This is a genomic window from Methylobacterium oryzisoli (assembly GCF_046557895.1).
GTDB classification, from domain to species: Bacteria; Pseudomonadota; Alphaproteobacteria; order Rhizobiales; family Beijerinckiaceae; genus Methylobacterium; species Methylobacterium oryzisoli.
The window spans coordinates 15442-41953 of record NZ_JBKIBX010000036.1 but is presented as its reverse complement, the minus strand read 5'-3'; the positions used below and the strand labels follow the sequence as shown (position 1 = coordinate 41953).

General features: G+C 72.0%; 26 protein-coding genes and 3 tRNA genes. 14 read left to right on the top strand and 15 right to left on the bottom strand.

Going from position 1 to position 26512, the window contains the following annotated elements; genetic code table 11:
- Positions 1-115 precede the first annotated feature (115 nt).
- From ACKUB9_RS25910 to ACKUB9_RS25895, 4 genes are all read left to right on the top strand, one after another.
- Positions 116-1294, top strand: a complete 1179-nt coding sequence (locus ACKUB9_RS25910; RefSeq protein ID WP_407528612.1) for a malate--CoA ligase subunit beta — start codon at positions 116-118, stop codon at positions 1292-1294.
- A gap of 14 nt (positions 1295-1308) precedes the next feature.
- Positions 1309-2208 (top strand): succinate--CoA ligase subunit alpha, encoded by a 900-nt coding sequence (sucD, locus tag ACKUB9_RS25905; protein WP_407528610.1) that lies wholly within the window; start codon positions 1309-1311, stop codon positions 2206-2208.
- 147 nt (positions 2209-2355) lie between these two features.
- Positions 2356-5118, top strand: a complete 2763-nt coding sequence (locus ACKUB9_RS25900) for a phosphoenolpyruvate carboxylase (RefSeq protein WP_410823903.1) — start codon at positions 2356-2358, stop codon at positions 5116-5118.
- A 42-nt stretch (positions 5119-5160) separates the two neighbouring features.
- Complete coding sequence (locus ACKUB9_RS25895) at positions 5161-6132, top strand: HpcH/HpaI aldolase/citrate lyase family protein (RefSeq protein WP_407528608.1); 972 nt, start codon at positions 5161-5163, stop codon at positions 6130-6132.
- Positions 6133-6569: 437 nt separating this feature from the next.
- On the opposite strand, the gene ACKUB9_RS25890 is transcribed toward ACKUB9_RS25895, so the two are convergent.
- The 4 genes from ACKUB9_RS25890 to ACKUB9_RS25875 all read right to left on the bottom strand — a co-directional run bounded on the left by ACKUB9_RS25890 (position 6570) and on the right by ACKUB9_RS25875 (position 7600).
- A tRNA-Ala gene (locus ACKUB9_RS25890) sits at positions 6570-6645 on the bottom strand.
- A 103-nt stretch (positions 6646-6748) separates the two neighbouring features.
- Positions 6749-6824, bottom strand: a tRNA-Ala gene (locus ACKUB9_RS25885).
- Positions 6825-6927: 103 nt separating this feature from the next.
- A tRNA-Ala gene (locus tag ACKUB9_RS25880) sits at positions 6928-7003 on the bottom strand.
- Positions 7004-7213: 210 nt separating this feature from the next.
- Positions 7214-7600, bottom strand: a complete 387-nt coding sequence (locus ACKUB9_RS25875; RefSeq protein ID WP_407528607.1) for a TIGR02300 family protein — start codon at positions 7598-7600, stop codon at positions 7214-7216.
- 191 nt (positions 7601-7791) lie between these two features.
- On the opposite strand from ACKUB9_RS25875, the gene aroA reads away from it, so the two are divergent.
- The 4 genes from aroA to ACKUB9_RS25855 all read left to right on the top strand — a co-directional run bounded on the left by aroA (position 7792) and on the right by ACKUB9_RS25855 (position 10760).
- Positions 7792-9141, top strand: a complete 1350-nt coding sequence (gene aroA, locus ACKUB9_RS25870) for a 3-phosphoshikimate 1-carboxyvinyltransferase (protein ID WP_407528606.1) — start codon at positions 7792-7794, stop codon at positions 9139-9141.
- 7 nt (positions 9142-9148) lie between these two features.
- On the top strand, positions 9149-9778 hold the full coding sequence (cmk, locus tag ACKUB9_RS25865; RefSeq protein WP_407528604.1) for a (d)CMP kinase: 630 nt from the start codon (positions 9149-9151) through the stop codon (positions 9776-9778).
- Positions 9779-9948: 170 nt separating this feature from the next.
- The gene (locus ACKUB9_RS25860) at positions 9949-10350 is read left to right on the top strand and encodes a type II toxin-antitoxin system RelE/ParE family toxin (RefSeq protein WP_410823912.1); all 402 of its coding nucleotides are present in this window, start codon (positions 9949-9951) and stop codon (positions 10348-10350) included.
- Positions 10347-10760 carry a helix-turn-helix domain-containing protein gene (locus ACKUB9_RS25855; RefSeq protein WP_407528601.1) on the top strand — a complete coding sequence of 138 codons (414 nt, stop codon included), beginning with the start codon at positions 10347-10349 and terminating at the stop codon, positions 10758-10760. Before ACKUB9_RS25860 ends, ACKUB9_RS25855 begins: the two co-directional genes overlap by 4 nt.
- A 137-nt stretch (positions 10761-10897) precedes the next feature.
- Here the strand turns inward: ACKUB9_RS25855 and hrpB are convergent, their stop codons facing one another.
- From hrpB to dapF, 4 genes are all read right to left on the bottom strand, one after another.
- Positions 10898-13372, bottom strand: coding sequence for an ATP-dependent helicase HrpB (gene hrpB / locus ACKUB9_RS25850; RefSeq protein WP_407528599.1), 2475 nt, complete (start codon positions 13370-13372; stop codon positions 10898-10900).
- Positions 13373-13632: 260 nt separating this feature from the next.
- Positions 13633-14040 carry a hypothetical protein gene (locus ACKUB9_RS25845; RefSeq protein WP_407528598.1) on the bottom strand — a complete coding sequence of 136 codons (408 nt, stop codon included), beginning with the start codon at positions 14038-14040 and terminating at the stop codon, positions 13633-13635.
- On the bottom strand, positions 14037-15293 hold the full coding sequence (gene mtaB / locus ACKUB9_RS25840) for a tRNA (N(6)-L-threonylcarbamoyladenosine(37)-C(2))-methylthiotransferase MtaB (protein WP_407528596.1): 1257 nt from the start codon (positions 15291-15293) through the stop codon (positions 14037-14039). The genes ACKUB9_RS25845 and mtaB overlap by 4 nt, the downstream gene beginning before the upstream one ends.
- Positions 15293-16174 (bottom strand): diaminopimelate epimerase, encoded by an 882-nt coding sequence (gene dapF / locus ACKUB9_RS25835; RefSeq protein ID WP_407528594.1) that lies wholly within the window; start codon positions 16172-16174, stop codon positions 15293-15295. The genes mtaB and dapF overlap by 1 nt, the downstream gene beginning before the upstream one ends.
- A 168-nt stretch (positions 16175-16342) precedes the next feature.
- On the opposite strand from dapF, the gene ACKUB9_RS25830 reads away from it, so the two are divergent.
- Positions 16343-17032 carry a GyrI-like domain-containing protein gene (locus tag ACKUB9_RS25830; RefSeq protein ID WP_407528592.1) on the top strand — a complete coding sequence of 230 codons (690 nt, stop codon included), beginning with the start codon at positions 16343-16345 and terminating at the stop codon, positions 17030-17032.
- 3 nt (positions 17033-17035) lie between these two features.
- On the opposite strand, the gene ACKUB9_RS25825 is transcribed toward ACKUB9_RS25830, so the two are convergent.
- The 3 genes from ACKUB9_RS25825 to ACKUB9_RS25815 are packed head-to-tail and all read right to left on the bottom strand — an operon-like array spanning position 17036 to position 18580.
- Positions 17036-17650 (bottom strand): DsbE family thiol:disulfide interchange protein, encoded by a 615-nt coding sequence (locus ACKUB9_RS25825; protein WP_407528591.1) that lies wholly within the window; start codon positions 17648-17650, stop codon positions 17036-17038.
- Positions 17647-17796: a heme exporter protein CcmD gene (gene ccmD / locus ACKUB9_RS25820; protein WP_407528588.1), complete on the bottom strand. Its 150-nt coding sequence runs from the start codon at positions 17794-17796 to the stop codon at positions 17647-17649. The genes ACKUB9_RS25825 and ccmD overlap by 4 nt, the downstream gene beginning before the upstream one ends.
- 16 nt (positions 17797-17812) lie before the next feature.
- Complete coding sequence (locus tag ACKUB9_RS25815; RefSeq protein ID WP_407528586.1) at positions 17813-18580, bottom strand: heme ABC transporter permease; 768 nt, start codon at positions 18578-18580, stop codon at positions 17813-17815.
- A 124-nt stretch (positions 18581-18704) separates the two neighbouring features.
- Here ACKUB9_RS25815 and ACKUB9_RS25810 point away from each other — a divergent pair, with 124 nt between their 5' ends.
- Positions 18705-18878, top strand: coding sequence for a DUF1328 domain-containing protein (locus ACKUB9_RS25810; RefSeq protein WP_287747922.1), 174 nt, complete (start codon positions 18705-18707; stop codon positions 18876-18878).
- 3 nt (positions 18879-18881) lie between these two features.
- Here ACKUB9_RS25810 and ccmB read toward each other — a convergent pair whose 3' ends face one another.
- Together ccmB and ccmA are read right to left on the bottom strand one after the other, a co-directional pair.
- On the bottom strand, positions 18882-19550 hold the full coding sequence (ccmB, locus tag ACKUB9_RS25805) for a heme exporter protein CcmB (protein WP_407528584.1): 669 nt from the start codon (positions 19548-19550) through the stop codon (positions 18882-18884).
- Positions 19547-20206: a heme ABC exporter ATP-binding protein CcmA gene (gene ccmA / locus ACKUB9_RS25800; RefSeq protein ID WP_407528582.1), complete on the bottom strand. Its 660-nt coding sequence runs from the start codon at positions 20204-20206 to the stop codon at positions 19547-19549. The genes ccmB and ccmA overlap by 4 nt, the downstream gene beginning before the upstream one ends.
- 345 nt (positions 20207-20551) lie before the next feature.
- On the opposite strand from ccmA, the gene acnA reads away from it, so the two are divergent.
- On the top strand, positions 20552-23254 hold the full coding sequence (gene acnA / locus ACKUB9_RS25795; RefSeq protein ID WP_407528580.1) for an aconitate hydratase AcnA: 2703 nt from the start codon (positions 20552-20554) through the stop codon (positions 23252-23254).
- 137 nt (positions 23255-23391) lie between these two features.
- Positions 23392-23697, top strand: coding sequence for a hypothetical protein (locus tag ACKUB9_RS25790; RefSeq protein WP_407528578.1), 306 nt, complete (start codon positions 23392-23394; stop codon positions 23695-23697).
- 7 nt (positions 23698-23704) lie between these two features.
- On the opposite strand, the gene ACKUB9_RS25785 is transcribed toward ACKUB9_RS25790, so the two are convergent.
- Positions 23705-24187, bottom strand: a complete 483-nt coding sequence (locus ACKUB9_RS25785) for a RidA family protein (RefSeq protein ID WP_407528576.1) — start codon at positions 24185-24187, stop codon at positions 23705-23707.
- Positions 24188-24576: 389 nt separating this feature from the next.
- Between ACKUB9_RS25785 and ACKUB9_RS25780 the strand changes: the two genes are divergently transcribed.
- Positions 24577-24714 (top strand): hypothetical protein, encoded by a 138-nt coding sequence (locus ACKUB9_RS25780; protein WP_407528574.1) that lies wholly within the window; start codon positions 24577-24579, stop codon positions 24712-24714.
- A gap of 112 nt (positions 24715-24826) precedes the next feature.
- Here the strand turns inward: ACKUB9_RS25780 and ACKUB9_RS25775 are convergent, their stop codons facing one another.
- Entirely contained in the window at positions 24827-25984 is a 1158-nt protein-coding gene (locus ACKUB9_RS25775; protein ID WP_407528572.1) for an AI-2E family transporter, read from the bottom strand.
- 233 nt (positions 25985-26217) lie between these two features.
- On the opposite strand from ACKUB9_RS25775, the gene ACKUB9_RS25770 reads away from it, so the two are divergent.
- A complete protein-coding gene (locus tag ACKUB9_RS25770; protein ID WP_238238112.1) occupies positions 26218-26505 on the top strand; it encodes an acyl carrier protein in 288 nt (95 codons plus the stop codon).
- Positions 26506-26512 lie beyond the last annotated feature (7 nt).

Below are 26512 nucleotides of genomic sequence, written 5' to 3'. Positions count from 1 at the left end.
AGCGGATGCCCCAGGGGCAGGGCGGGGATCATCTTCGACCGGGAGCGCAGCCGCTCCCGGAACGGGGCCGCGCGTCCCGATCCAAGATGCCCGAAGACGAGACGAGGAGGCGATCATGGACGTCCACGAGTACCAAGCCAAGGAATTGCTGGCGAGCTTCGGCGTGCCGATCCCGAAGGGCGCCGTCGCCTTCAGCCCCGACCAGGCGGTCTACGCCGCCACCGAACTCGGCGGCTGGCACTGGGCCGTGAAGGCGCAGATCCACGCGGGCGCCCGCGGCAAGGCCGGCGGCATCCGCCTGTGCAAGACCTACAACGAGGTGCGCGACGCGGCCAAGGACCTGCTCGGCAAGCGCCTCGTCACGCACCAGACCGGGCCCGAGGGCAAGCCGGTCCAGCGCGTCTACATCGAGACCGCCGACCCGTTCGAGCGCGAGCTCTATCTCGGCTTCGTCCTCGACCGGAAGGCCGAGCGCGTGCGCGTCATCGCCTCGCAGCGCGGCGGCATGGACATCGAGGAGATCGCCGCCACCGATCCGGAGGCGCTGCTCCAGGTCGTGGTGGAGCCGGCGGTGGGCCTGCAGCAGTTCGAGGCGCGGGAACTCGCCTTCAAGCTCGGCCTCAACATCAAGCAGGTCGGCGGCGCCGTGAAGACCATCATGAGCGCCTATCGCGCCTTCCGCGACTGCGACGCCACCATGCTGGAGATCAACCCGCTCGTCGTCACCAAGGACGACCGGGTGCTGGCGCTCGACGCCAAGATGTCGTTCGACGACAACGCCCTCTTCCGGCGCCGCGCCATCGCGGACATGCACGACCCCTCGCAGAGCGACCCGCGCGAGGCGCAGGCCGCCGAGCACAACCTCAACTACATCGGCCTCGACGGCGAGATCGGCTGCATCGTCAACGGCGCGGGCCTCGCCATGGCGACGATGGACATGATCAAGCACGCGGGCGGCGAGCCGGCGAACTTCCTCGACGTCGGCGGCGGCGCCAGCCCGCAGCGCGTGGCCACCGCCTTCCGGCTCGTCCTCTCGGACCCGAACGTCAAGGCGATCCTCGTCAACATCTTCGCGGGCATCAACCGCTGCGACTGGATCGCCCAGGGCGTCATCCAGGCCGCCCAGGAGGTGCAGATCACCGTGCCGCTCGTGGTGCGGCTCGCGGGCACCAACGTCGAGGCCGGCAAGGCCATCCTGGAGAAGAGCGGGCTCGACCTCATCACCGCGGACACCCTGACGGAAGCCGCCGAGAAGGCCGTGCAGGCCGTCAAGGGCGGCCGCGCGGCGGCCTGAAGGAGGACCACCCCATGAGCATCCTGATCGACGAGAAGACCCCGATCCTCATCCAGGGCATCACCGGGGACAAGGGCAGCTTCCACGCCAAGGAGATGATCGAGTACGGCTCGAACGTCGTCGGCGGCGTGACCCCCGGCAAGGGCGGGCGCAGCCATCTCGGCATCCCGGTCTTCGACACCGTCAAGGACGCGGTGCGGGAGACCGGGGCCACCACCAGCATCACCTTCGTGGCCCCGCCCTTCGCGGCGGACGCCATCATGGAGGCGGCCGATGCCGGCATCCGGCTGATCTGCTCGATCACCGACGGCATCCCGGCCCAGGACATGATGCGGGTGAAGCGCTACCTCAAGCGCTACCCCAAGGAGCGCCGCTCGATGGTGGTCGGCCCGAACTGCGCCGGCATCATCTCGCCCGGCAAGTCGATGCTCGGCATCATGCCCGGCCACATCTACCTCAAGGGCAACATCGGGGTGATCTCGCGCTCCGGCACGCTCGGCTACGAGGCGGCCTCGCAGATGAAGGCGGTGGGCCTCGGCATCTCGACCTCGGTGGGCATCGGGGGCGATCCGATCAACGGCTCGTCCTTCCTCGACCACCTCGCGCTGTTCGAGGCGGATCCGGACACCGACGCGGTGCTGATGATCGGCGAGATCGGCGGCCCGCAGGAGGCCGAGGCCTCGGCCTGGATCAAGGAGAACATGTCGAAGCCGGTCGTGGGCTTCGTGGCCGGCCTCACCGCCCCGAAGGGCCGCCGCATGGGGCATGCCGGCGCGATCATCTCGGCGGCCGGCGACAGCGCCGCCGAGAAGGCCGAGATCATGCGCTCCTACGGGCTGACCGTCGCCCCGAGCCCGGGCGAGTTCGGCGCCACCATGGCGCAGGTCATGGCCTCCCGCCGCCGGGCGGCCTGACCGGAGCCCAGAGGGGCGGCCGCCCCTCTGGCGCGGTTGCGGGGGCGCGCAGCCCCCGCCCGGGGCTCCGCCCCGATCCCCACGGGGCTCTGCCCTCGACCCGCCGGGGCCTCGGGCCCCGGACCCCCACGAGCCAAGGGGCCGACGATGAACCATGCGCTTCCCGTCCCCGCCGGCGCGGCCGATCCGTCGTTCGCGCCGCCCGTGATCACCGGCACCTCGTTCCGCGAGGCGATCGACATCCTGTTCCACTCGCTGCTCGACGTCTGCCGTCGCCACGAGCCGGAGCTGGAAGGCGTGCTGCACGGCAACGCCAACATCTCCGATTTCTCGCCCGAGCTGATGGCCCGCGCGCTGCAGGTGCAGGGCATCTGGTTCCAGCTCATCTCCATCGCCGAGCAGAACACCGCCATGCGCCGCCGCCGCCACGTGGAGCGGACGGAGGGACGCCATGCGCTGCGCGGCTCCTTCAGCGCGGTGCTGGCCGAGGCGGTGGAGCGGCGCATCCCGGCGCGGGAGATCCACGCGCTCCTCAAGGACCTGCGCATCCGCCCGACGCTCACCGCGCACCCGACCGAGGGCAAGCGCGTCACGGTGCTGGAAAAGTTCCGGCGCATCTACCTGCTCCTGCGCGAACTGGAGCTGCCGCGCTGGACCGAGCGCGAGCGCACCGGCCTGATGGCGGATCTGCGCGACCAGATCGAACTCGTCTGGATGACGGGCGAACTCCACCTCGAGAAGCCGAGCGTCGAGCAGGAGGTGGCCTGGGGCCTGCACTTCTTCGACGAGACGCTGTTCGAGATGCTGCCCGAGGTGATGGTCTCCCTGGAGGAGAGCCTGCGGGAATACTACCCGGACGAGACGTTCGAGGTGCCGGCCTTCTTCCAGTTCGGCTCGTGGATCGGCGGCGACCGCGACGGCAATCCCTTCGTCACCGCCGCCGTCACCCGCGCCACCCTGCGCCGCAACGCGCTCGCCAGCATGCGCCGCTACCGCGACGGCGTCACGCATCTCGGGCGCATGCTCTCGATCAGCGAGCGCTCGCTGCCGGCCCCCGCCTCCTTCAAGGCGGAGCTGGCGCGCCAGCTCGCGGCGAGCGGCGACGCGCGCGGCATCGAGCGGCGCAACCCCGGCGAAGTCTATCGGCAGTACCTCACCTGCATCCTGCGCAAGCTGGAGGCGACGATCGCCCGCAACGAGGGCGACGCGATCACGGGGGCACCCGACTACTCGGACGCGGACGAACTCATCAACGACCTGCGCATTCTGGAGCAGGGGCTCACCGACGCGAAATGCCCCTCGCTCGCGGTCGACCTCGTGCGGCCAGTGCGCCGCATGGTCGAGATCTTCCGCTTCTCGACCGTGCGCCTCGACATCCGCGAAAACACCACCCGCACCACGCGCGCCCTCCACGCCCTGTGGGCGCAGGGGCACGCCGACGAGGCCGAACCGCCGGACGTCGATTCGCCCGCGTGGCGGGACTGGCTCTTGGAGGAGCTGGCGCGCCCGCTCGCGGGCCAGCGCTCGTTCCAGTCGCTGCCCGACGAGGCGCGCGAGACGCTGGAGACCTTCCGGCTGGTCGGCGAGATGCGCGCCGACCTCGACCGCGAGGCGTTCGGCGCCTTCGTGCTGTCGATGACCCACTCGGTGCCCGACATCCTCGGCGTCTACCTGCTCGCCAAGGAGGCCGGCCTGTTCCTCGACGCGGCCGGCGTCGAGATCTGCCCGCTGCCGATCGTGCCGCTGTTCGAAACCATCGACGACCTGCGGGCCGCGCCGCAGATCATGAAGGACCTGCTGCAGATCCCGCTGGTCCGCCGCTCCACCCGCTGGCAGGGCGGGGTGCAGGAGGTGATGATCGGCTACTCGGATTCCAACAAGGACGGCGGCTTCGTGTCGTCGAACTGGGAACTCGCCAAGGCGCAGGCCAAGCTCACCGAGATCGGCAAGCAGGCGGGCGTGCCGATCGCCTTCTTCCACGGCCGCGGCGGCTCGGTGAGCCGCGGCGGCGCGCCCACCGGCCGGGCCATCGCGGCCCAGCCGCCGGGCTCGATCCGCGGGCGCTTCCGCACCACCGAGCAGGGCGAGGTGGTGTCGTTCAAGTACGCCAACCGCGGCACCGCCGCCTACCAGATGGAGCTCCTGGCCTCCTCGGTCTTCGCGCACGCGCTCCAGTCCGAGCGCGACCGGTCCTTCGCGCCGCATCCCGAGTTCGACGACGCCCTGGAGGCGCTCTCGGGCGCCTCGCGGGCGGCCTACGTCAAGCTCGTGTCGCACCCCGACCTCGTGACCTATTTCGGGGCGGCGAGCCCGCTGGACGAGATCGCGCTCCTCAACATCGGCTCGCGCCCGGCCCGCCGCTTCGGGGCGCGGTCGCTCGGCGACCTGCGCGCCATCCCGTGGGTCTTCGCGTGGTCGCAGAACCGGCACGTCATCACCGGCTGGTACGGGGTGGGCAGCGGGCTCCAGAGCTTCCTCGACGTGCGGGGCGAGGGCGGCGAGGCGCTCCTGCGGCGCATGTTCGCGGAATCGCGCCTGTTTCGCCTCGTCCTCGACGAGGTGGAGAAGACGCTGCTCACCGTCGACCTCGCCATTGCCCGCGACTTCGCCGGCCTCGTGGAGGACGAGCGCATCCGCGAGGAGATCTTTTCCATGATCGAGGCCGAGTACCGGCTGACCTGCGCGATGGTGATGCGGGTGAGCGGCGACCGAGGCGTCGCCGAGCGCTTCCCGCAATACCGCGCCCGGCTCGCCGAGCGCCTGCCGGTGATCAACCAAGTGAGCCGCGAGCAGGTGGAGCTGCTGCGCCGCTTCCGCGGCGAGCCCGACGAGAGCCGGCGCGAGAGCTTCAAGTCGGCGCTCCTGCTCTCGATCAACTGCATCGCGGTCGGCTTCGGCGCCACGGGCTGACGGCCGCGCCCACTGCATCATCCCCGACGAGGAGAGACCCGCATGAGCTTCACCCTGATCCCGCAGGCCAAGGCCCGCCTGCACCGCTCGGAACTCGCGGTGCCGGGCTCCAACCCGACCTTCATGGAAAAGTCGGCGAAGTCGGCCGCGGACGTGATCTTCCTCGACCTGGAAGACGCCGTCGCGCCCGACGACAAGGAGCAGGCCCGGAAAAACATCATCCAGGCGCTCAACGAGATCGACTGGGGCAGCAAGACCATGATGATCCGCATCAATGGTCTCGACACCCACTACATGTACCGCGACGTGGTCGACATCGTGGAGGCGTGCCCGCGCCTCGACATGATCCTGATCCCCAAGGTCGGCGTGCCGGCGGACGTCTACGCGATCGACGTGCTCGTCACCCAGATCGAGCAGGCCAAGAAGCGCGAGACGCCGATCGGCTTCGAGGTGCTGATCGAGACGGCGCTCGGCATGGCCAACGTCGAGGCGATCGCGCAATCCTCGAAGCGGCTGGAGGCGATGTCCTTCGGCGTCGCCGACTACGCGGCCTCGACCCGCGCCCGCTCGACCGTGATCGGCGGCGTGAACCCCGACTTCTCGGTGCTCACCGACAAGGACGAGGAGGGCCGCCGGGAGACCCACTGGCAGGACCCCTGGCTCTTCGCCCAGAACCGCATGCTGGTGGCCTGCCGCGCCTACGGGCTGCGCCCGATCGACGGGCCGTTCGGCGATTTCAGCGATCCGGACGGCTACCGCTCGGCGGCGCGGCGCTGCGCGGCGCTCGGCTTCGAGGGCAAATGGGCGATCCACCCCTCGCAGATCGACCTGGCCAACGAGGTCTTCACCCCCACCGAGGCCGAGGTGACGAAGGCGCGGCGCATCCTCCAGGCGATGGAGGAGGCGGCCAAGGCCGGGCGCGGCGCCGTCTCCCTCGACGGCCGCCTGATCGACATCGCCTCGATCCGCATGGCCGAGGCCCTGATCGAGAAGGCGGACGCCATGAAGGCGTGATGCCGTGGGCGGCGCGCTCCTCCCTCGCTCGGCGTGGGGGAGCGCGTCAGCCGGCGGATCTCAGGCCGGGTATTCACCCCGCGCGGCGGCTTCGGCGCATCCGGCCGCCCCCTGTGCCTCACGGTGATGCGCGGGGCTCAGCCAATCCAGCGTCAGGGGCACCGCAATAGCACGACGAGGCTTGGTCGACTTTCACCGCTGGAAGAAGCGGCTCTGCTCGTCAGCACCGTCGCAAAAGGCTGACGCTTCGCGGCTTCATTGGGCTGGCTCCCGGATCTCCTTCCGCTTCGTTCCACTCGTCTTGGAAATGGCCGGGAGGGCTGAAGAGAAGGCGGCCGCGATTGCCCACGGCTATCAAGCGGGAAGAGCGGATAAGATCCGAGCCCGCCACGTCGACCGCGTCGTCAGGGCTTGGCCCGTCAGGCCGATCGATGCGCTGGTGGAGCCAGGCGGAATCGAACCGCCGACCTCTTGAATGCCATTCAAGCGCTCTCCCAACTGAGCTATGGCCCCATCCTCGTCCACGGCGCCATGGGACGCACCGCGGGTGTCGCGCAGTCGACCGGCCGCGCGAGCGACCGGGTGATAATCCGGGTTCTCAGGACCGGAGGAGATCTGGTGGAGCCAGGCGGAATCGAACCGCCGACCTCTTGAATGCCATTCAAGCGCTCTCCCAACTGAGCTATGGCCCCATCCTCGTCCACGGCGCCATGGGACGCACCGCGGGTGTCGCGCAGTCGACCGGCCGCGCGAGCGACCGGGTGATAATCCGGGTTCTCAGGACCGGAGGAGATCTGGTGGAGCCAGGCGGAATCGAACCGCCGACCTCTTGAATGCCATTCAAGCGCTCTCCCAACTGAGCTATGGCCCCACTGATCGGCGCCGACGGTTGGGACGTCGGCGAGAGCCGTCCGAAGCGCCCCGAGGGGCTGCCGCGTTCGGTGGCGGCTGTATATGAGGGCGCCGCGGCCGAGACAAGCCCCCGCGGCGTCCTTGCGCGAAGATTTCGTGACGGGGCCGGATTCGCGAGACGCGGCCGGGATTTAAGCGCGGCCCGGGCGTCGCCTCGGCCGCGGCGGGCTCACGATTCCTCGTCCGACTCGATGTCGCCGTCGATCAGGTCGGAGACGTCGTCGCCGCCCTCCTCGTCCTCCTCCAGGAAGGTGTCGTCGTCGCCGCCCGCATCCCCCACGTCGGCCTCGTCGTCCACGGAGGTGTCGGCGCCTTCCTCGGCGGCCTCGACCTCGTCGAGGGAGACCATCTCGGGGCCACTCGTCTCCTCGTCGCTGTCGTCCTCCGGGCTCGGACGGCTGGCGATCGCCGGGGCCGGCATCCGCGTCGTGGTCAGGGCCGCGATCTGGTAGACCGTGCCGCATTTGGGGCAGGTGGCGGGGTCCCTGTTGAGGTCGTAGAACTTGGCGCCGCAGCTCATGCACTGGCGCTTCAAGCCGAGTTCCGGTCTGGCCACGGTTCGAAAGCCCTTGAGGATCGTCGGGAAAGCGCCCGGTTAGTCGGGGGCGCCGCCGCTGTCAAATCACCGCGCCGATCATCGCGGCGGACACCATCCTTCCGTCCCGCCTTGGGTGGCGGATGACGGGCGCCCGCCCGCGTGGTAACGGACCCGCCGCCCCCTTCACCCCCTGCCGGTCAAGCCTGCCCGTGTCGCACGATTCCCCTCCGTCCCCCATCGCCGCCCGGGCCGGGACACCCCTGCGGGGCGCCCTGCGCCCGCCCGGCGACAAGTCGATCTCGCACCGGGCGATGATCCTGGGCCTGCTGAGCATCGGCGAGACCCGCGTCGAGGGCCTGCTCGAAGGCGACGACGTGCTGCGCACCGCCGCCGCCGCCCGGGCGCTCGGCGCCGGGATCGATCATGACGGTCCCGGGCGCTGGCGGGTGCGGGGCGTCGGCATCGGCGCCCTGAGCGACCCCGAGGGCGTGCTCGATTTCGGCAACGCTGGCACGGGCTCAAGGCTGATGATGGGCGTGGTCGGCGGCCAGCCCGTCACCGCGACCTTCGACGGCGACGCCTCCCTGCGCAAGCGGCCGATGCGCCGGATCCTCGATCCGCTGGAGCGGATGGGCACGGTCGTGGTGGCGCAGCAGGAGGGCGGGCGCGTGCCGCTCACCCTGCGCGGTCCCGCGGAGGCGATCCCGATCACCTACGAGACGCCGGTGGCCTCCGCCCAGGTGAAGTCCGCGGTGCTGCTCGCGGGGCTCAACGCGCCCGGCACCACCACGGTGATCGAGGCGGCGGCGACGCGCGACCACACCGAGCGGATGCTGCGCCTGTTCGGGGCCGAGGTGGCGGTGACGCCGCACGGGCCGGGCGGCCACGGCCGCGCGATCGCGCTCACCGGCCAGCCGACCCTGCGGGCGGCCGACGTGGTGGTGCCGGCCGATCCCTCCTCGGCGGCCTTCCCGCTCGTCGCGGCCCTGATCGTGCCGGGCTCGGACGTGGTGATCGAGGGCGTGATGATGAACCCGCTGCGCACCGGCCTCATCACGACGCTCCTCGAGATGGGCGCCGACATCGTGCGGCTCAACGAGCGCGAGGAGGGCGGCGAGACCGTCGCGGACCTGCGCGTGCGGGCGAGCCGCCTCACCGGCGTGGTTGTGCCCCCGGAGCGGGCGCCCGCGATGATCGACGAGTACCCGGTGCTCGCGGTCGCGGCGGCCTTCGCGCAGGGCACGACGCGGATGCGGGGCCTGCACGAGCTGCGGGTGAAGGAATCCGACCGCCTCGCCGCGGTGGCGGACGGCTTGAGGCAGAACGGCGTCGCCCATGGGGTCGAGGGCGACGACCTCCTGGTGCATGGCGACGGCGCGGCGGCGCCGGGCGGCGGCACCGTGGCGACGCATCTCGACCACCGCATCGCGATGGCATTCCTGGTGATGGGACTCGCCGCCCGCGACCCCGTGACGGTGGACGACGGCGCGATGATCGCCACGAGCTATCCCGGCTTCCTGCCCGACCTGCGGTCGCTCGGCGCCGCGTTCTCGGCGTGAGGGCGGGATGGTGATCGCGATCGACGGACCGGCCGCCTCCGGCAAGGGCACGCTCGCCCGACGCCTCGCGCTGCATTACGGCCTGCCGCACCTCGACACCGGGCTCCTCTACCGGGCGGTGGCGCTGGCGCTGCTCGATGCGGACCGCGACCTCGCGGATCCCGCCGCGGCGGAGGACGCGGCCCGGTCGCTCCGGGCGGAATCCCTCGGCGATACGCGTCTGCGCGAGCGGGCGATGGGCGAGGCGGCCTCGGTGGTCTCGGCGCTGCCCGCCGTGCGGGCGGCGCTGCTCGACTGGCAGCGGCGCTTCGCCGGGGCCGAGGGCGGGGCGGTGCTCGACGGGCGCGACATCGGTACCGTGGTCTGCCCCGACGCGCCCGTGAAGCTGTTCATCACCGCGGCGCCGGAGGAGCGCGCCCGCCGCCGCCACCGGGAACTCGGCGGGCGCGGCGAGGCGGTCGCCTACGAGGCGGTGCTCGCCGACATCCAGCGCCGCGACGCCCGCGACAAGGACCGCGCGGCTGCGCCCTTACGCATCGCCGAGGACGCGGTCGTGATCGACACCACGGATCTCGACGCGGAGGCCGCGTTCCGGGCCGCGACGGCCGTGGTGGAGGCGCGCTGGCGCCGGTCCTGATCCGCCTTCGGCCGCACTCCTGCGCAGGCCGGATCACCTCGGTCGTTCGAGCGTGTCCGCATGGCACCAACCGCCTCGGCACGCGAGGGTGGGCCACGATCGCCGCGATGTCGCGCCGGCAGACCATCACGATAGCCGCCAAGTCATTGACGATATAACTCAGAGGTTATATCAGGCCGTATGCCCTGGTCAGTGGAATTCGATGCCGCGTTCCGCGCCGAGTTCAGGGCGCTCGATGCCGACGTGCGGAAGGCGATCGCTGCTTACGCCACGGCCCTCGCGAGCGAGGGGCCTCAGCTCGTCGGCCCCTGGCCGACAGCCTGAAGGGGTCGAAGCACGCGAACATGAAGGAGCTGCGTCCGACCGTGAACAAGGTCGAATGGCGGGTGGCTTATGCCTTCGATACGCGGCGCAAGGCCATCGTGCTCGCAGCGGCCGCCAAGGGTGGAAAGTCCTCCGCGCTCGTCTACAAGCAGATGATCGCCAAGGCCGACGACCGGTTCGCCGCGGCCGAGCAGGGGATGCGGGACGCGACGAAGACGCAGTCCGGGACGAGGAGGCCCAAGTCATGACGAACGGGACCAAGCCCGGCGCCACCGTGCCGCTCGCCGATATCCTCGCCGATTTTTCCGCGGAGGATCAGGCGGAGATCCGCATGCAGGCGGACCGCCTCATTCAAGAGAGTCGAACGCTTGCACAGTTTCGGCGCGAGATGGGGATGACCCAGGCCGAACTCGCCGACGCGCTCGAGACGTCTCAGGCCTACGTCGCCAAGCTTGAAGGCAAGCCGACGGCGGACATGCAGGTGTCCACGATCGCCCGGATCGCGGCGGCGCTCGGCGGGGAGGTCAAGGTCGTCGTCAGCCTGCCGGGCAGGCCGGATGCGACCCTGAGCATCCCACCGGCGATCAAGGGAAGGAAATCTGTGCGCCGCAAAACGAAAGCCGACACGGATGCCAAAATGCGCTCAGCCTCGAGCTGATCTCCAGATCAGTCGAAAAACCGACCTCGCCTGCGCACGCACATGCACGGTGCCGTCGTCATTTCTTGACATTCATGGGCGTGCATCTCGCAACGACTGGGCACGGACCATGTGTCTAGAACACGGCATGACGGCGCTCACGTCCCCCGCGGCTTCGCCCGCCGGGTCGGGGCGGCGTTCGCCGGATCCTCCGGCCAGGGGTGCCGCGGGTACTGGCCGCGCATGTCGGCGCGCACGCCCGCCCAGGAGCCGCGCCAGAAACCCGGCAGGTCGCGGGTGATCTGGATCGGGCGCTGGGCCGGCGAGAGCAGGTGGAGCACCAGCGGCACCCGGCCGCCGCCGAGGGTGGGGTGGCGGCTCAGGCCAAACAGCTCCTGCACCCGCACGGCCAGGACCGGCTCCTCGGCCCCGTAATCGACCGGGATGCGCGAGCCGGTGGGCACCTCGACATGGGTCGGCGCCTCGGTGTCGAGCCGCGCCCGAAGGGCCCAGGGCAGCAGGGCCTGGAGCGCCTCGAACACCGTGTCGGCGCCGATCTCGTCGAGGCGCGTGCGCCCGACGAGGTGGGGGGCGAGCCACGCCTCGACGCCGGTCGCGAGCGCCGCGTCCGAGAGGTCGGGCCAGGGCTCCCCCTCGGCCCGGTGCAGGAACCGCACCCGCTCGCGCCATTGCAGGGCGGGTTTCGACCAGGGCAGGGCGTCGAGCCCGAGATCCGCGATGCCCCGGGCGAGGAGCCGCGCGCCCGCCTCGTCGGCGGGTGCGGGCAGGATGCGCTCGCCGAGGGTGAGCGCGCCGAGGCGCCGCTGGGCGCGCGCGCGCAGGGTTTTCGCGGCCGGATCGAAGGCGACGAGGGTGCGGGACTCGATCCGATCGGGGAAGAGGGCCTCGATCGCGTCGAGGCCGAGCGGCGCCGCCGCGAGGATGCGCGCGGAAGCGGCCTTGCCGACGATCTCGGCCACCGCAAGGAAGGGCTCGCGCGCGAGCGCCAGCGCCGGATCGAGGGCGCCGCCGCGCCCGTTCGCCAGCACGAACTCGCCGGGCCGGCCCCGCGCCCGGGCGATCCGGTCGGGATAGGCCAGCGCCAGGAGCGCCCCGAGGGACGGGACCTCGCCCTCAGCCTGAGCGGGCTCGGCGGCCCGCACCCAGCCGGCGGCGAGGCGGCGCATGTCCTCGGCCCGGCCCGCCCGCTCGCGGCGGTAGCGCTCGACGCGCTCGGTGAGGTCGACCGCGTCGCCCCCGAGGCCGCGCTCCACCAGCACCGCCGCGAGGTCGGCCGCCTCCCGCGCCGCCGCCCGTCCGTGCCGCCCGGCTCCCACCACCATGCGGGCGAGGCGCGGGGGCAGCGGCAGCGCCCGCAGCCGCGCCCCGTCGGGCGTGAGGCGCCCGTCCGCGTCGAGCGCGCCGAGGCCGGCGAGCAGCGCCTTCGCCTCGGCCAGCGCCGGCGCGGGGGGCGGATCGAGGAAGGGCAGGGCGGCCGGATCGGACACCCCCCAGGCGGCGCAGTCGAGGACGAGGCCGGCGAGGTCGGCCGAGAGGATCTCCGGCTTCGTGAAGGGTTCGAGCGCTCCGGTCGCCGCCTCGGCCCACAGGCGGTAGCAGAGGCCGGGCTCCGTGCGGCCCGCGCGGCCCCGGCGCTGGTCCACCGCGGCGCGCGAGGCCCGCACGGTGACGAGGCGGGTGAGGCCGAGATCGGGCTCGTAGACCGGTACCCGGGCGAGGCCCGAATCCACCACCACGCGCACGCCCTCGATGGTGAGCGAGGTCTCGGCGATGGAGGTGGCCAGCACGACCTTGCGGCGCCCCGGCGGAGACGGGCGCACGGCCCGGTCCTGCTCGCCCCGCTCCAGCGCGCCGTAGAGCGGCGCGAGATCGACCTCGGGGAAGCGCTCCAGCCGCTCGCGCAGCAGCCGCTCGACGCGCAGGATCTCGCCCTGGCCGGGCAGGAAGGCGAGGATCGAGCCGGGCTCGGCCCGCAGCGCCCGCTCCACCGCCTCGGCCACTGCCTCCTCGATGCGCCGGTTCGGGTCGCGGTCGAGGTAGCGGGTCTCGACCGGGTGGGCCCGGCCCTCCGAGGCGATCACGGGGGCGTCCTGCATCAGCCGGGCGACGCGCGCGCCGTCCAGGGTCGCCGACATCGCGACGAGCCGCAGGTCCTCGCGCAGCCCCGATTGGGCGTCGAGGGCGAGGGCGAGGCCGAGATCGGCGTCGAGGGAGCGCTCGTGGAATTCGTCGAACAGCACGGCGGCGATCCCGGTGAGTTCGGGATCGTCGAGGATCATGCGGGCGAAGACGCCCTCGGTGACGACTTCGATGCGGGTGCGCCCCGAGACCTTGGAGCCGAGCCGCACCCGCAGGCCCACCGTGTCCCCGACGCGCTCGCCGAGCAGCGAGGCCATGCGCTCGGCCGCGGCCCGCGCGGCGAGGCGGCGGGGCTCCAGCACGATGATCCGGTTGTCCTCCCGCCAGGGCGCGTCGAGGAGGGCGAGGGGCACGCGGGTCGTCTTGCCGGCCCCGGGCGGGGCGACCAGGACGGCGTTCGGGCGGGCTTCGAGTACCCCGAGCAGATCGCCGAGGACGGCCTCGATCGGGAGAGAGGGCAGGGCGGGCGACATCGGCGGCCTGATGGCGCGGCGGGGCGCGGGGCGCAAGGGACTCGGTCGCCCGGGCCGAGATGCGCCGGCACGCCACCGCCCGCACGATGACGCAGCACGGGATCGCGACCGTTCCGGGGGATGGCGTCATACGGCATCCTGACGTGAGCCCAGGCAGCCCTTGGTGCTGCGGATCTCGGCTTCGCTCAGGCGTGCGGAGCCTCGGCTCCGCGGCGCGGGGTGTCTGATCCGAGATCCGAACGGATTCCTCGGATCGCGGATCAGTCCCGGTCGTCCGCCGGGTCGGACCGCCCTTCGTCCATGCGGCCCGGACGCGTCGCGCTCTCGATGATCGCCTCCCAGGACTTGCCCTGCGCCCTCAGGAACGCGATCGAGGGACCGTCCGGGCGTCCGTAGACCTGTAGCGTCCGCTCGCGGATGCGGGTCCGGTCGGGCTCCGGCGTCAGATCCTTGAAGTGAACGGCCAAGCGCCGGCGCTCCGCATGCACGGCCCGCGCGATGGCCTCGGCGGACAAGCTGTCGCGCCGCATCGCGGCGACCTGCTGCTGCAGGGCGCGGACGGCGTCCTCGTAGCGGGACCGGAGGGTCGTCGGCCGGGCGGACCGTGCGGTCTCGCGCTCAGGGGAGGATCCCGGACCTTGCGGCGGCGCCCCGCGCGGCGCGGTCATCCGAGGATGCCGGTGAGCACCCGCCCGTCATGCCCGGTGAGCGCGAGATCGGCCATCGTCCCGGGCGCCACGCCTTCCGGCAGCCGCACCGCCAGGAAAGCCTCGGTGCGGCCGGTCCCGCCCTGCTCGGCGAGCACCCGGGCGGTGCGGCCGACCTCGCCGTCGAGGCGGCGCGCGAGGGCCGCCGCGCCGGCCTCGCGCAAGCGGGCGGCGCGGGAGCGGATCGCCTCGGGAGCGACCGGCGGCATGCGGGCGGCGGGCGTGTCGGGGCGGGGCGAGTAGGGGAAGACGTGCAGGTGGGTGAGGCCGCAGGCCTCCACGAGGTCGAGGGAGCGGGCGAACTGCGCCTCGGTCTCGGTGGGAAAGCCCGCGATCAGGTCGGCGCCGAAGACCGTGTCGGGGCGCAGGCGCCGCACGGTCTCGCAGAAGCGGATCGCGTCGGCCCGGCCGTGGCGGCGCTTCATGCGCTTGAGGATCAGGTCGTCGCCCGCCTGCAGCGAGAGGTGGAGGTGGGGCATCAGCCGTGCCTCGGTGGCGAGCGCGTCGAGGAGGTCGGCATCGGCCTCCACGGAATCGATCGAGGAGAGGCGCAGCCGGTCGAGGTCCGGCACCGCGCGCAGGATCGCCTTGACGAGGCCGCCGAGGCTCGTCCCCTCGGCGAGGTCGCGACCGTAGGCGGTGAGGTCGACGCCGGTGAGCACCACCTCGCGGGCGCCGTCCGCCACCAGGGCGCGGACCTGCGCGACCGCGGAGGAGGCCTGCACCGAGCGGGAGGGACCGCGCCCGAACGGGATGACGCAGAAGGTGCAGCGGTGGTCGCAGCCGGTCTGCACCGGCAGGAAGGCGCGCGTGCGCCCGGCCGATCGGGCGACCGGCACTGCGGGCGCGGCGCGCACCGCCATGATGTCGTCGGGGCGCACGCGCTCCGCCCCGAGCCGCGCCCAGCTTTCCGGCCTCCAGGTCGCGGCCCGCAGCTTGGCGTCGTTGCCGATCACGGCCGCGACCTCGGGCATCGCCGCGTAGGCCTGTGTCTCGACCTGCGCGCCGCAGCCCGTCACCACCACCGGCCGGCCGGGCGCGGCGCGCGCGGCGGCCCGGATCGCCTTGCGGGCCTGCCGGCCGGCCTCCTGCGTCACCGCGCAGGTGTTGACGAGCGTCAGGTCGCGGTGGCCGGCGCCCTCCGCGAGGAGCCGCATCGAGTCGGATTCGACGGCGTTGAGGCGGCAGCCGAAGCTCAGCACCTCCACGGGCATCAGGCCGCCCCGGCGAACAGGCCGGGCGCGAGCGAGCCCTCCCATTCCAGTTCCGTCGGGCCGGTCATGCGCACGTGGTCGTCCTCGCCCCAGGCGATGGTGAGGTCGCCGCCGGGCAGGCTCACCACCGCCTCGCGCCCGGTGAGGCGCAGGCGCGCGGCCGCGACCAGGGCCGCGCAGGCCGCCGTGCCGCAGGCCCGGGTGAGGCCGGCGCCCCGCTCCCAGACGCGCAGCACGATGCGGCCGCGATCGATCACCTGCGCCAGCGAGATGTTGGCGCGCTCGGGGAAGATCGGGTGGGCTTCGAGGAGCGGGCCGATCCGGGCGAGGTCGTAGCCGGCGGGGTCGCGGTCGACGAAGAACACCGCGTGCGGGTTGCCCATGCTCACCACGCCGGGCGAGTGCAGCACCGGATCGTCGATCGGGCCGATCTGCAATTCGATGCGGCGGGTATCGGGAAAAGGCTCGGCCAGCGGGATCTCGTCCCAGGCGAGCCGCGGCGGTCCCATGTCCACCGTGAACACGGTGGCCGAGACGCGGTCCACGGCGAGCCGCCCCGCCCGGCTCTCCAGCACGAGGCGTCCGCCCGGGCGGCCCATCCGCGGGTCCTCCCGCATCGCCCAGGCGACGCAGCGCGTGCCGTTGCCGCAGGCCCCCGCCTCCGAGCCGTCGGTGTTGTAGATGCGCAAGGAGGCCTCGGCACCGGGGCCGCGGGGATCGTGCAGCACCATCAGCTGATCGAAGCGCGAGCGCGGATCGGCCGCGATGGCGCGGGCCTCCTCGGGGCGCACCACGGCGCCCGTGCCGCGCAGGTCGAGCACCACGATCTCGTTGCCGAGCCCGTTCATCTTCAGGAAGCGGCGATGGGCCAGGGGGGACATGCGAAAAGGGGTCCGGGTCTGGGGCGGTTTCCCGGTATATGGACCGAGTTGGGGCCGCGCGCGAGCGGCGCTCTCGCCGCGCTGCCGGAACGGCAGTAGGGTCGGGGGCGTTCGAGCCTGCCGGCGAATCGCGGGCCGAACCCTTCTTCCGACCGGAGCGCCTCGCCCGTGACAGCTTCCCGTACCCCGCTGACCGCGCTCGCCCTCCTGCTCTCCCTCGCGACCGCCGCGGCCCAGGCGCCCCCGCCGGCCCAGACCAACTCGCTGCCGACCACGACCAATCCCGGCCCGGGCCCGGGGCCGGCCGAGGCGCCCAGGGCGCCGCTGCCCGAGAAGGCGGTGCCGGCGGCCCCCGCGCCCGCCGGCCCGCGCCAGCCGCTCGTCGAGAAACCCGGCGACCCGTCCGACGTCGACGAGGTGATGCTGCCCGCGCGCCCCGCCGCGATCCTGGCCGGCAGCGCCAAGTGGGATGCGGCGGTGCCGAGCCTCAAGGAGACCTTCGCGCGCCTCGACGCGGACCTCGCCCGGGCCGGCATCCGGGCGGTCGGGCGGCCGGTGGCGGTCTTCACCCGCACGGACGACGAGGGGTTCCAGTACGAGGCGATGGTGCCGGTCGAGCGCATCCCCGAGACCAAGCCCGAGGGTCTGCGCTTCGGAACCACGCCGAGCGGCAAGGCCCTGCGCTTCGTCCACAAGGGGCCCTACGGCGAGATCGACCAGACCTACGAGACCGTGACGGCCTATCTCGACGCCAAGGGCATCGTGGTCCAGGACGCCTTCGTGGAAGAGTACCTCACGGACCTGAAGGACCCGGGCGACGACGGGCTGGAGGTCAATATCTACGCGCTGCCGAAGTAGGACCTACTTCTCCGCCGCCCGCACCTTCTCCAGGAAGGCCGCGTAGTTGTCGGGGGTGAGGATGCCCACGAGCTTGTCGCGGATGCGGCCGTCCGGGCCGATGATGAAGGTCTCGGGCACGCCGTAGACCCCGAAATCGATGCCCGTGCGCCCGCTCGCATCGACCCCGACCGCCCGGAAGGGGTTGCCGTGCCGGCCGAGAAAGCGGCGGCCGTTCTCGGGGGCATCCTTGTAGTCGATGCCGACGAGGTTCACCCCGTCGCGCGACAGGCGCATCAGCATCGGGTGCTCGACCTGGCAGGGGGCGCACCACGAGGCCCAGACGTTGAGCACCGTGACCTTGCCCTTGAGGTCGTCGCTGGAAAATCCCGGCACCGGCCGACCCTCCGCCACAAGGTCGGGCAGGGGCGGCAGGTTGAAGGCCGGGATCGGCTGGCCGATCAGCGCGGAGGGCACCGTCGAGGGATCGTAGCCCCGGGTGAGCAGCCGGCCGAGGAAGACGCCGGCGAGCGCCACGAAGACGAGGAGCGGCAGCAGGAAGAGCAGCCGGCCGCGGCGCGGCGCCTCCTCGGCGGGCGCGCCGGCCTCCGGGAGCGGCGCGGTCTCGCGAGCGCTCACGCGTCGCTCCCCCCGCCCTGGAGCCGGGCCAGCGCCCGCCTCTGCGCGCGGTGGTCGAGGACGGCGTGCAGGATCAGCCCGCCCACCACCAGGGCGGTGAAGGCGTAGGCGCCCAGGATGAAGACGGCGTGCGGTCCGAGGTCCACGGCAGGCGTCCCGGGGTCAGGCGGCCTGGGCCGCGGGGCTGGGGGCGTCGAGGCGCTCGGCTTCGAGGATCGCCAGCGTGCGCACCCGGCGGCGCAGGATCTCGGTGCGCATGGCCGCGAGATGGAGCGCGATGCCGAGCACCGAAAAAGCCGCGATCATCACGAGGAGCGGGTAGAGCATGGTCGGGTGGATGGTCGGCCCGCCCATGCGCAGGATCGAGGCCGGCTGGTGCAGCGTCGACCACCAGTTCACCGAGAACTTGATGATCGGCAGGTTCACGGCCCCGACCAGGGTGAGGATCGCCACCGCGCGCGCGGCCCGGCCCGGATCCTCGATCGTCCGCCACAGGGCGATCAGCCCGGCGTAGATCAGGAGCAGCACCAGCATCGAGGTCAGGCGCGCGTCCCAGACCCAGTAGGTTCCCCACATCGGCTTGCCCCAGAGCGAGCCGGTGACGAGGCAGATCAGCGTGAAGGCGGCGCCGATCGGGGCCGCGGCGCGCTGGGCCACGTCCGCCAGGGGATGGCGCCAGACCAGGGTGCCGAGCGCCGAGACCGCCATCGCCCCGTAGAAGAAGACCCCGAGCCACGCGGCGGGCACGTGGATGAACATGATCCGGACCGTCTCGCCCTGCTGGTAGTCGGCGGGCGCGACGAACCACGACAGGTAGAGGCCGGCGAGCAGCAGCACGCCCGCGAGGCCGCCGATCCACGGCAGGGCGGCGCCCGACCAGCGCATGAAGCGGCCCGGCTGGGCGAGCCGGGTGAAGAACCCCTGTGCCATGCAGGCGGTGTAGCGCGCCCCGCCCCGGCCCGGCAATGCGGACGATGGGCGCAGTGGCCGCGGAACGAAGCGTGGCCGTGCCGGTTATCGATCCGGTTTTCGCAGAGACGGGACTTCCGCTGCCATGTTGAAATGGGCGATCATCTTCTTCGTGATCTCGCTGGTGGCCGGTGCACTGGGCTTCACCAACGTGGCCTCGGGCGCCCGCGGCATCGCCCGCCTGCTGTTCGGCCTCTTCCTGATCATCGCGGTGGTGATCGTGATCGCGGCGGTGCTGCTCGGGCAGGCGGTGTTCTGAGGGTCATTCGCTCCAGCGGAGCGCCGCGGCGGCGCCCAGGGTGCCCACCACGCCCGCCACGAGGCTCAGCGCCCCGAGGATCAGGAGCGGGGTCGCGAGCGGCACGGTGCCGCCCGTGGCCGCGTCCGCCGCCGACACCCCGAAGATCAGGGTCGGGATCATCAGGGGCAGCACCACCACGGCGAGGATCAGCCCGCCGCGGCGGATCGAGGCGGTGAGCGCGGCACCCACCGCCCCGATGAAGGTGAGCGCCGGCGTGCCGACCAGCAGCGTCAGGCTCGTCCCGGCCATCGCGGCCGGCGAGAGCGCCACGAGGAGCCCGAACAGGGGCGCGGCCAGCGCGAGCGGCAGGCCGGTGGTGAGCCAGTGCGCCAGCACTTTCGCGAGCACCACGAGTTCGAGGGGCGCGGGCGCCCCGGCGAGGAGGTCGAGGGAGCCGTCCTCCTCGTCGGCCTGGAAGAGGCGATCGAGGCCGATCAGGGTGGCGAGCACCGCCGCGAGCCACAGGATCGCCGGCCCGATCCGCGACAAGAGGTTGAGGTCGGGCCCGAGGGCGAAGGGCACCAGCACGACGATCATCAGGAAGAAGACGAGCGAGAGCGCCCCCGAGCCGCCGATCCGGCCGGCGAGCCGCAGGTCGCGCACCAGCACCGCGAGGAAGGGGCGGATCATCGGGCGGCCTCGGCGGGAGATTCGGCGAACGGATCGCTGCGCGCCGGGCCGGTCGGCCGGAAATCCTCGATCGAGAGGGTCCGCGCCTCCTCCAGCCCGAGCGCCTGGTGGGTGGCGGCGATCACGAGGCCGCCCTCGCGCAGGTGCTCGCGCATCAGCCCGGCGAGCAGGCCCTGCGAGGCGACGTCGAGGGCCGCGGTCGGCTCGTCGAGGAGCCAGAGTGGCCGGCGGCAGACGAGCAGGCGGGCGAGCGCCACGCGCCGCCGCTGCCCGGCCGACAGGTAGGCCACCGGCAGCCCCGCCGCGTGGGCGAGGCCGAGCCGCGCCAGCGCCGCGCGGGGCGCGAGCGTCGCGGCGCCCAGCAGATCGCGGGCGAAGGTCAGGTTCTCGTCCGCGGTGAGCGCGCCCTTGAGCCCGTCCCGGTGCCCGACGACGTGCAGGCATTCGGGGATCGTGCGCTCGCCGACGTTCTCGGCCCGCAGGGTGCCGGCCTCCGGCGCGAGCCGGCCGGCCAGGATGGCGAGCAGCGACGACTTGCCGGCCCCGTTGCGCCCCGTGACCACCAGCGCCTCGCCCGGCCCCAGGGCGAAGGACAGGCCGGAAAAGATGCGCCGCCCCGAGCGGCGGCAGGCGAGCCCCTCGGCGGTCAGCCGCATGGCCGCACGATCCATGCGCCGCCCCGCGTCTCGTCCTCCATCGTCCGCCTCACGTCCGCATCCCATCGCCCCCGTAGCGGGCAGTTTCGAAGTGTTCTATACGCATCCCTGGCTGCGCCGCGCGACCTTAGAGGCGTCCAAACCGTCTCTCGCGCAATCCAGTCCGGGCACCCCCGGGGCGGCGCGCGCACCGTCGCATCCGCGGCTCGGCTTCGCGGGTGTCGCGCGGGAAGCGGTGACGTGTCCGCCACGCGGATGCGTGCCGTCAGCGCATCCGGCCGAACACGCCAGTCTGGCGCAGGTGATGCCTGCGCCGTGTTCGACAACCCTCGCGAGGACCACGCCGTGGCATCCATCGACAGCTACAAATCCCGTCAGACGCTCCAGGTCGGGGCCAGGACCTACACCTATTACGCGATCCCCGAGGCCGAGAAGAACGGCCTGCCGGACGCCAGCCGGCTGCCCTTCTCCATGAAGGTGCTGCTGGAGAACCTGCTGCGCTTCGAGGACGACCGCTCGGTCAAGAAGGCCGACATCGCGGCGGTGACGGCGTGGCTCGACAACCGCGGCAAGGTCGAGACCGAGATCGCGTTCCGGCCCTCGCGGGTGCTGATGCAGGACTTCACCGGCGTGCCGGCGGTGGTCGACCTCGCGGCGATGCGCGACGCCATGGTGGCGCTCGGCGGCGACCCGAAGAAGATCAACCCGCTCGTGCCGGTCGATCTCGTCATCGACCACTCGGTCATCGTCGACGAGTTCGGCACCCCGAAGGCGCTCGCCGACAACGTGGCGCTGGAATACCAGCGCAACGGCGAGCGCTACACCTTCCTCAAGTGGGGCCAGACGGCGTTCGACAACTTTTCCGTGGTGCCGCCCGGCACCGGCATCTGCCACCAGGTCAACCTCGAATACCTGTCGCAGACGGTCTGGACCAAGGCGTTCGAGGACGGCCAGGAACTCGCCTACCCGGATTCCCTCGTCGGCACCGACTCGCACACCACGATGGTCAACGGCCTGGCGGTGCTGGGCTGGGGCGTCGGCGGCATCGAGGCGGAAGCCGCGATGCTCGGCCAGCCCCTGTCGATGCTGATCCCGGAGGTCGTCGGCTTCAAGCTCTCGGGCAAGCTGCCGGAGGGAACCACCGCCACCGACCTCGTGCTCACCGTCACGCAGATGCTGCGCAAGAAGGGCGTGGTGGGCAAGTTCGTGGAGTTCTACGGCCCGGGCCTCGACGACATGGCGGTGGCCGACCGCGCCACGATCTCCAACATGGCGCCCGAGTACGGGGCGACCTGCGGCTTCTTCCCGGTCGATGCCAAGACCCTCGACTTCCTGCGCGTCACCGGCCGCGCGGACGAGCGCATCGCGCTGGTGGAGGCCTACGCCAAGGCTCAAGGGATGTGGCGCGACGCCGCGACGCCCGACCCGGTCTTCACTGACACGCTCGAACTCGACCTCGGCGACGTGAGACCCTCGCTCGCCGGGCCCAAGCGCCCGCAGGACCGGGTGCTGCTCGACGCCGCCAAGACCGGCTTCGCCGGCTCCATGGAGACCGAGTTCCGCAAGGCCGCCGACCTCGCCAAGCGCTATCCGGTCGAGGGCGCGAACTTCGACATCGGCCACGGCGACGTGGTGATCGCGGCGATCACCTCCTGCACCAACACCTCGAACCCGAGCGTGATGATCGGGGCGGGGCTGCTGGCCCGCAACGCGGTGGCCAAGGGCCTGCGCTCGAAGCCCTGGGTGAAGACCTCGCTCGCGCCGGGCAGCCAGGTGGTGGCGGAGTACCTCGAGAAGGCCGGCCTGCAGGACAGCCTGGACAAGCTCGGCTTCAACCTCGTGGGCTTCGGCTGCACCACCTGCATCGGCAATTCCGGCCCGCTGCCGGCGCCGATCTCCAAGGCGATCAACGACAACGACGTGGTGGCCGCCGCGGTGCTGTCGGGCAACCGCAACTTCGAGGGCCGGGTGAACCCGGACGTGCGGGCGAACTACCTCGCCTCGCCGCCCCTCGTGGTGGCCTACGCGCTCGCCGGCTCGATGCAGGTCGACCTCACCCGCGACCCGCTCGGCACCGACGCGGACGGCAACCCGGTCTACCTGAAGGACATCTGGCCCTCCTCGGCCGAGGTGAACGCCTTCATCGAGAAGACCATCACGTCGGGCCTGTTCAAGTCGCGCTACGCCGACGTCTTCGGCGGCGACGAGAACTGGAAGGCGGTGGAGGTCACCCCGGCCCAGACCTTCGACTGGAACCCCGGCTCCACCTACGTGCAGAACCCGCCCTACTTCGTGGGCATGCAAAAAACCCCGGCGCCGGTCACCGACATCGTCGGCGCCCGGATCCTCGGCCTCTTCCTCGACTCCATCACCACCGACCACATCTCGCCCGCGGGCAACATCCGGGCGGCCTCGCCGGCCGGCGCCTACCTGCAGGAGCATCAGGTCCGCGTGCAGGACTTCAACCAGTACGGCACGCGCCGCGGCAACCACGAGGTGATGATGCGGGGCACCTTCGCCAACATCCGCATCAAGAACCAGATGGTGAAGGACGCCTCCGGCACGGTGGTGGAGGGCGGCTGGACGCTCTACCAGCCGGGCGGGGAGAAAATGTACATCTACGACGCGGCGATGCGCTACCAGGCCGAGGGCACGCCGCTGGTGGTCTTCGCCGGCAAGGAGTACGGCACCGGCTCGTCGCGCGACTGGGCGGCGAAGGGCACCAAGCTGCTGGGCGTGCGCGCCGTCATCGCCGAGAGCTTCGAGCGCATCCACCGCTCGAACCTCGTCGGCATGGGCGTAGTGCCGCTGGTGTTCCAGGGCGACACGACCTGGGCCTCCCTCGGCCTCAAGGGCGACGAGACCGTGACCCTCCGGGGCCTGGAGGGCGACCTCAAGCCGCGCCAGACGCTCACCGCCGAGATCACGGCGGCGGACGGCACGACCCGGGAGGTGCCGCTCACCTGCCGGATCGACACCCTCGACGAGCTGGAATATTTTCGCAATGGCGGCATCCTGCCCTACGTGCTGCGCCAGCTCGCCGCGTGACGCCCGAAGCCGGGCCGTGACGCCCGGCGGGGACATGCGGTAACCGACAGGGCCTCTCCCCGGCCGGGGAGAGGCCCTTTCTCGTGGTGGCGCGCTTTTTCGCGGGGCGGCCGCGCGCCGGCTCAGGTGAGGACGCCATGACCCTGGACGACAAGATCAACGGCCTCACCGTCCTGTCGGCGAATCACGGCGAGATGATCGGGCGGCTCTCCGAGGCGCAGGCCGACGTCGCGGCCAAGCAGGTCGGGCTTCAGATGGCGATCGGCTTCCTGGCCCGGATCCTGCGCGGGATCGATTCCGACCATTACCGGCACGAGCTGTCAGGCTATCTCGCCATGCTGGAGGACGCGCTCACGCGCGACGACCCCGATTCCGACATCGCGCGGCGCGTGCTGGGCACCGTGAAGGCGACGCTGGAGCCGGGCGACGACGAGGAGGCGTGAGCCTCGATCAGCGCACCTCGAAGATCCCGTCCACCTCGACGCTGGCATTGGCCGGCAGGCTCGCGACGCCGACCGACGTGCGGGCGTGACGGCCGGCCTCGCCGAACAGCGCGGCCATCAGGTCCGAGGCGCCGTTGATCACCTTCGGCACGTCCGGCCAGCCCGGCACCACCTGCACGAAGCCGCCGAGGCGGTGACAGCGCACCACCCGGTCGAGGTCGCCGTCGAGGGCGAGGCTGAGCGAGGCCAGCAGGTTGAGCGCGCACAGCTCCGCCGCCCGCTGCCCCGCCGCGAGGTCCTGCGTCGCCCCGAGCGGGCCGGAGAAGCGCACCTCGCCGGCCCACTCGCAGATCTGCCCGGCGAGCCAGATCGTGGCGCCGCTGCGCGAGTACGGCAGGAAGGCGCCGCGGGGCGAGGGCACCGGCGGCAGGGTCAGGCCGAGGGCGGCGAGGCGGGAGGCGACGCCCGGTGTTTGGGGGGAGGAGGGCAAAGGGGGTCTCCGGGGGTGGGACGGGTCCGGGGCGGGCTGATGGCGAGGGTCGACGACCTATCGGCGCGGCGGTGGAAGGGCCGCATGGGGTGGAAAGAGGACGCGCCACCGCCGAGGAAGCCGCGCAGGAAGGATCGACGCAAGGCTCGCAAGGCGGAGCCGAGGGCGCACTGACGGACCTGCGGCCCGGCAATGACCTAGCTGCCTGATGCCGGATCCTTCGAAAGATCGCCGGTGGCAAGTGGACGTTCCGATCTCACGCAATCGGGTTAGCGGTCGATTTGTTTCGGTCCAGTCGTCATACGTTCGGTCTGATCACTTCCGTTCGAAGCCGTGACACTTGTTCTCTGGACCGAGGCGCGCCCGTCAATCCTGGCAATCTGAAGGCCATGTCGGATGAGGACTTGCTCAGTCTCGGCAAGTCGCTGCTCAACGAGTTGGAGCCGCCGCGACAAGCGTTCTTCGGCCTGATGCAGCTCGCCGGTAATCTGCCGGGTCAAGGTTCGGCGCAGCCATTCCAGCACTGAGTGTCTCCCGGCTGTGTCGGTCTCAGCCGAATCATACCTCGAAAGTTTGCGGACGGATCGCGGCTGCTATGGGTCGGAAGCCGCCATCGGCATAGCCGAGCTGATTGCAGTGCTACGACCCCGAGCGGGAGAGCACATCGCCGCGCGCGTCCACCAGCGGCGCGGCCGAACCGGGCTCCTCCTGCGTGTAGTCCCGCCACAGCAGCACCAGGGCCGCCATCACGGCCGGTCCCAGGAACAGGCCGAGAAGGCCGAAGCTCTCCACGCCGCCCAGGATGCCGAGCAGCACCCACAGGAAGGGCAGGCCGGCCGCGCCGCCGATCAGGGCCGGGCGCACGAGGTGGTCGGCCAGGAAGGTGACGAGGAGACCCGCCGCCACCACGGCGCCCGCGGCCGCGAGGCTGCCCGCCTGGGCGACCAGCAGGGCCGCGAGCCCGACGGCAAAAAGGGTCGCGAAGGGGATCATTGCGGCGAGCGCCGTGATCGTCCCGAGGAGCACCGGGTGCGGCGCCCCCGCGGCGAAATAGACGAGGCCGAGCAGGAAGCCCTCGCCGAGGCCGACCAGCACCAGCCCGTTCACAGTGCCGTGCACCGACAGGGCCATCTGGCGGGCCACGCGCTCGCCGCGCGGGCCGAAGAGCCGGCGGCAGGCGGTCAGGCCCTGCCCGACCAGGGCCGGCCCGTCGCGAAACAGGAAGAACAGGGTCAGCAGGGTGAAGCCGAACAGCATCGCCCGGTGCGCCACCTGCGTGCCGAGGCTGCGCCCGACGCCGACGAACGCGCTGCTGTCGAGGTGGCGTAGCCATTCGGAGGCGCCGGCCGGATGGCCGAGCGTGTCTCGCCACCACGTCGTCACGGCCCCGGCGCCGAACGGGAGCCTGCTCACGATCTCGGGCACCGGCCAGCCCGACCGCTCGATCTCGCGCCAGAAGTGCAGCACGTCGCGCACCTCGCGGGCGGCCTGCACGGCCACGACCGCGAGCGGCACCAGCACCACCAGCGCCACCGCGAGCGTGAACAGGGCCGGCCGCAGGATGTCGTGCGGCCCGGCCGGCAGGTGCCGGGCGACGCGCACGTAGAGCGGCCAGAGCGCGAGCGCCAGGATGGCGGCCCAGACGAGCGCCGGCAGGAAGCCGTGCAGGGTCCATAGCCCGAGCGCGGCGAGTCCCAGCACCAGCGCCACCCGAGCCGCCGCGTGCGAGCGGTCGGGCGGCCCCGCCGGTGGAGTGTCGCGCGTCAGGGGCAGGGAAGGGGGCGGGGAAGGGGGCATGGCGACGCTCCCGGGTGATGCGGTTGCCCGCCGATGCCCCCTCGTGTATGCGGACCGCTCGACCGGGGGAATGCCGCGCGAGCGGGGTCCACCGATTCGGTTCGCCGGTCCGGCGGAAGGAAACCTGACAGCTCGAAGCCGCCTTTCGGGCGGCCCGCGACCGGGGGCTCGGGCGGAGGTCCGCAAGGTCGCGTGGGCGAGCCTGACCTGATCACGAAAGCGGCTGCACGCCCATGTCCGACACCTTCGACCGCGTTGCCGACATCATCGCCGAGACGGCCGACATCCCGCGCGACACGATCACGCCGGAGAGCCACGCGATCGACGATCTCGGCATCGACAGCCTCGCCTTCCTCGACATCGCCTTCGCGATCGACAAGGCGTTCGGCATCAAGCTGCCGCTCGAACAATGGACCCAGGAGGTCAACGAGGGCAAGGTGCCGGCCGAGGAGTACTTCGTCCTGAAGAACCTCTGCGCCCGCATCGACGCCCTGGTGGCCGAGAAGGCCGCCAAGGTCTAGGCGGCGG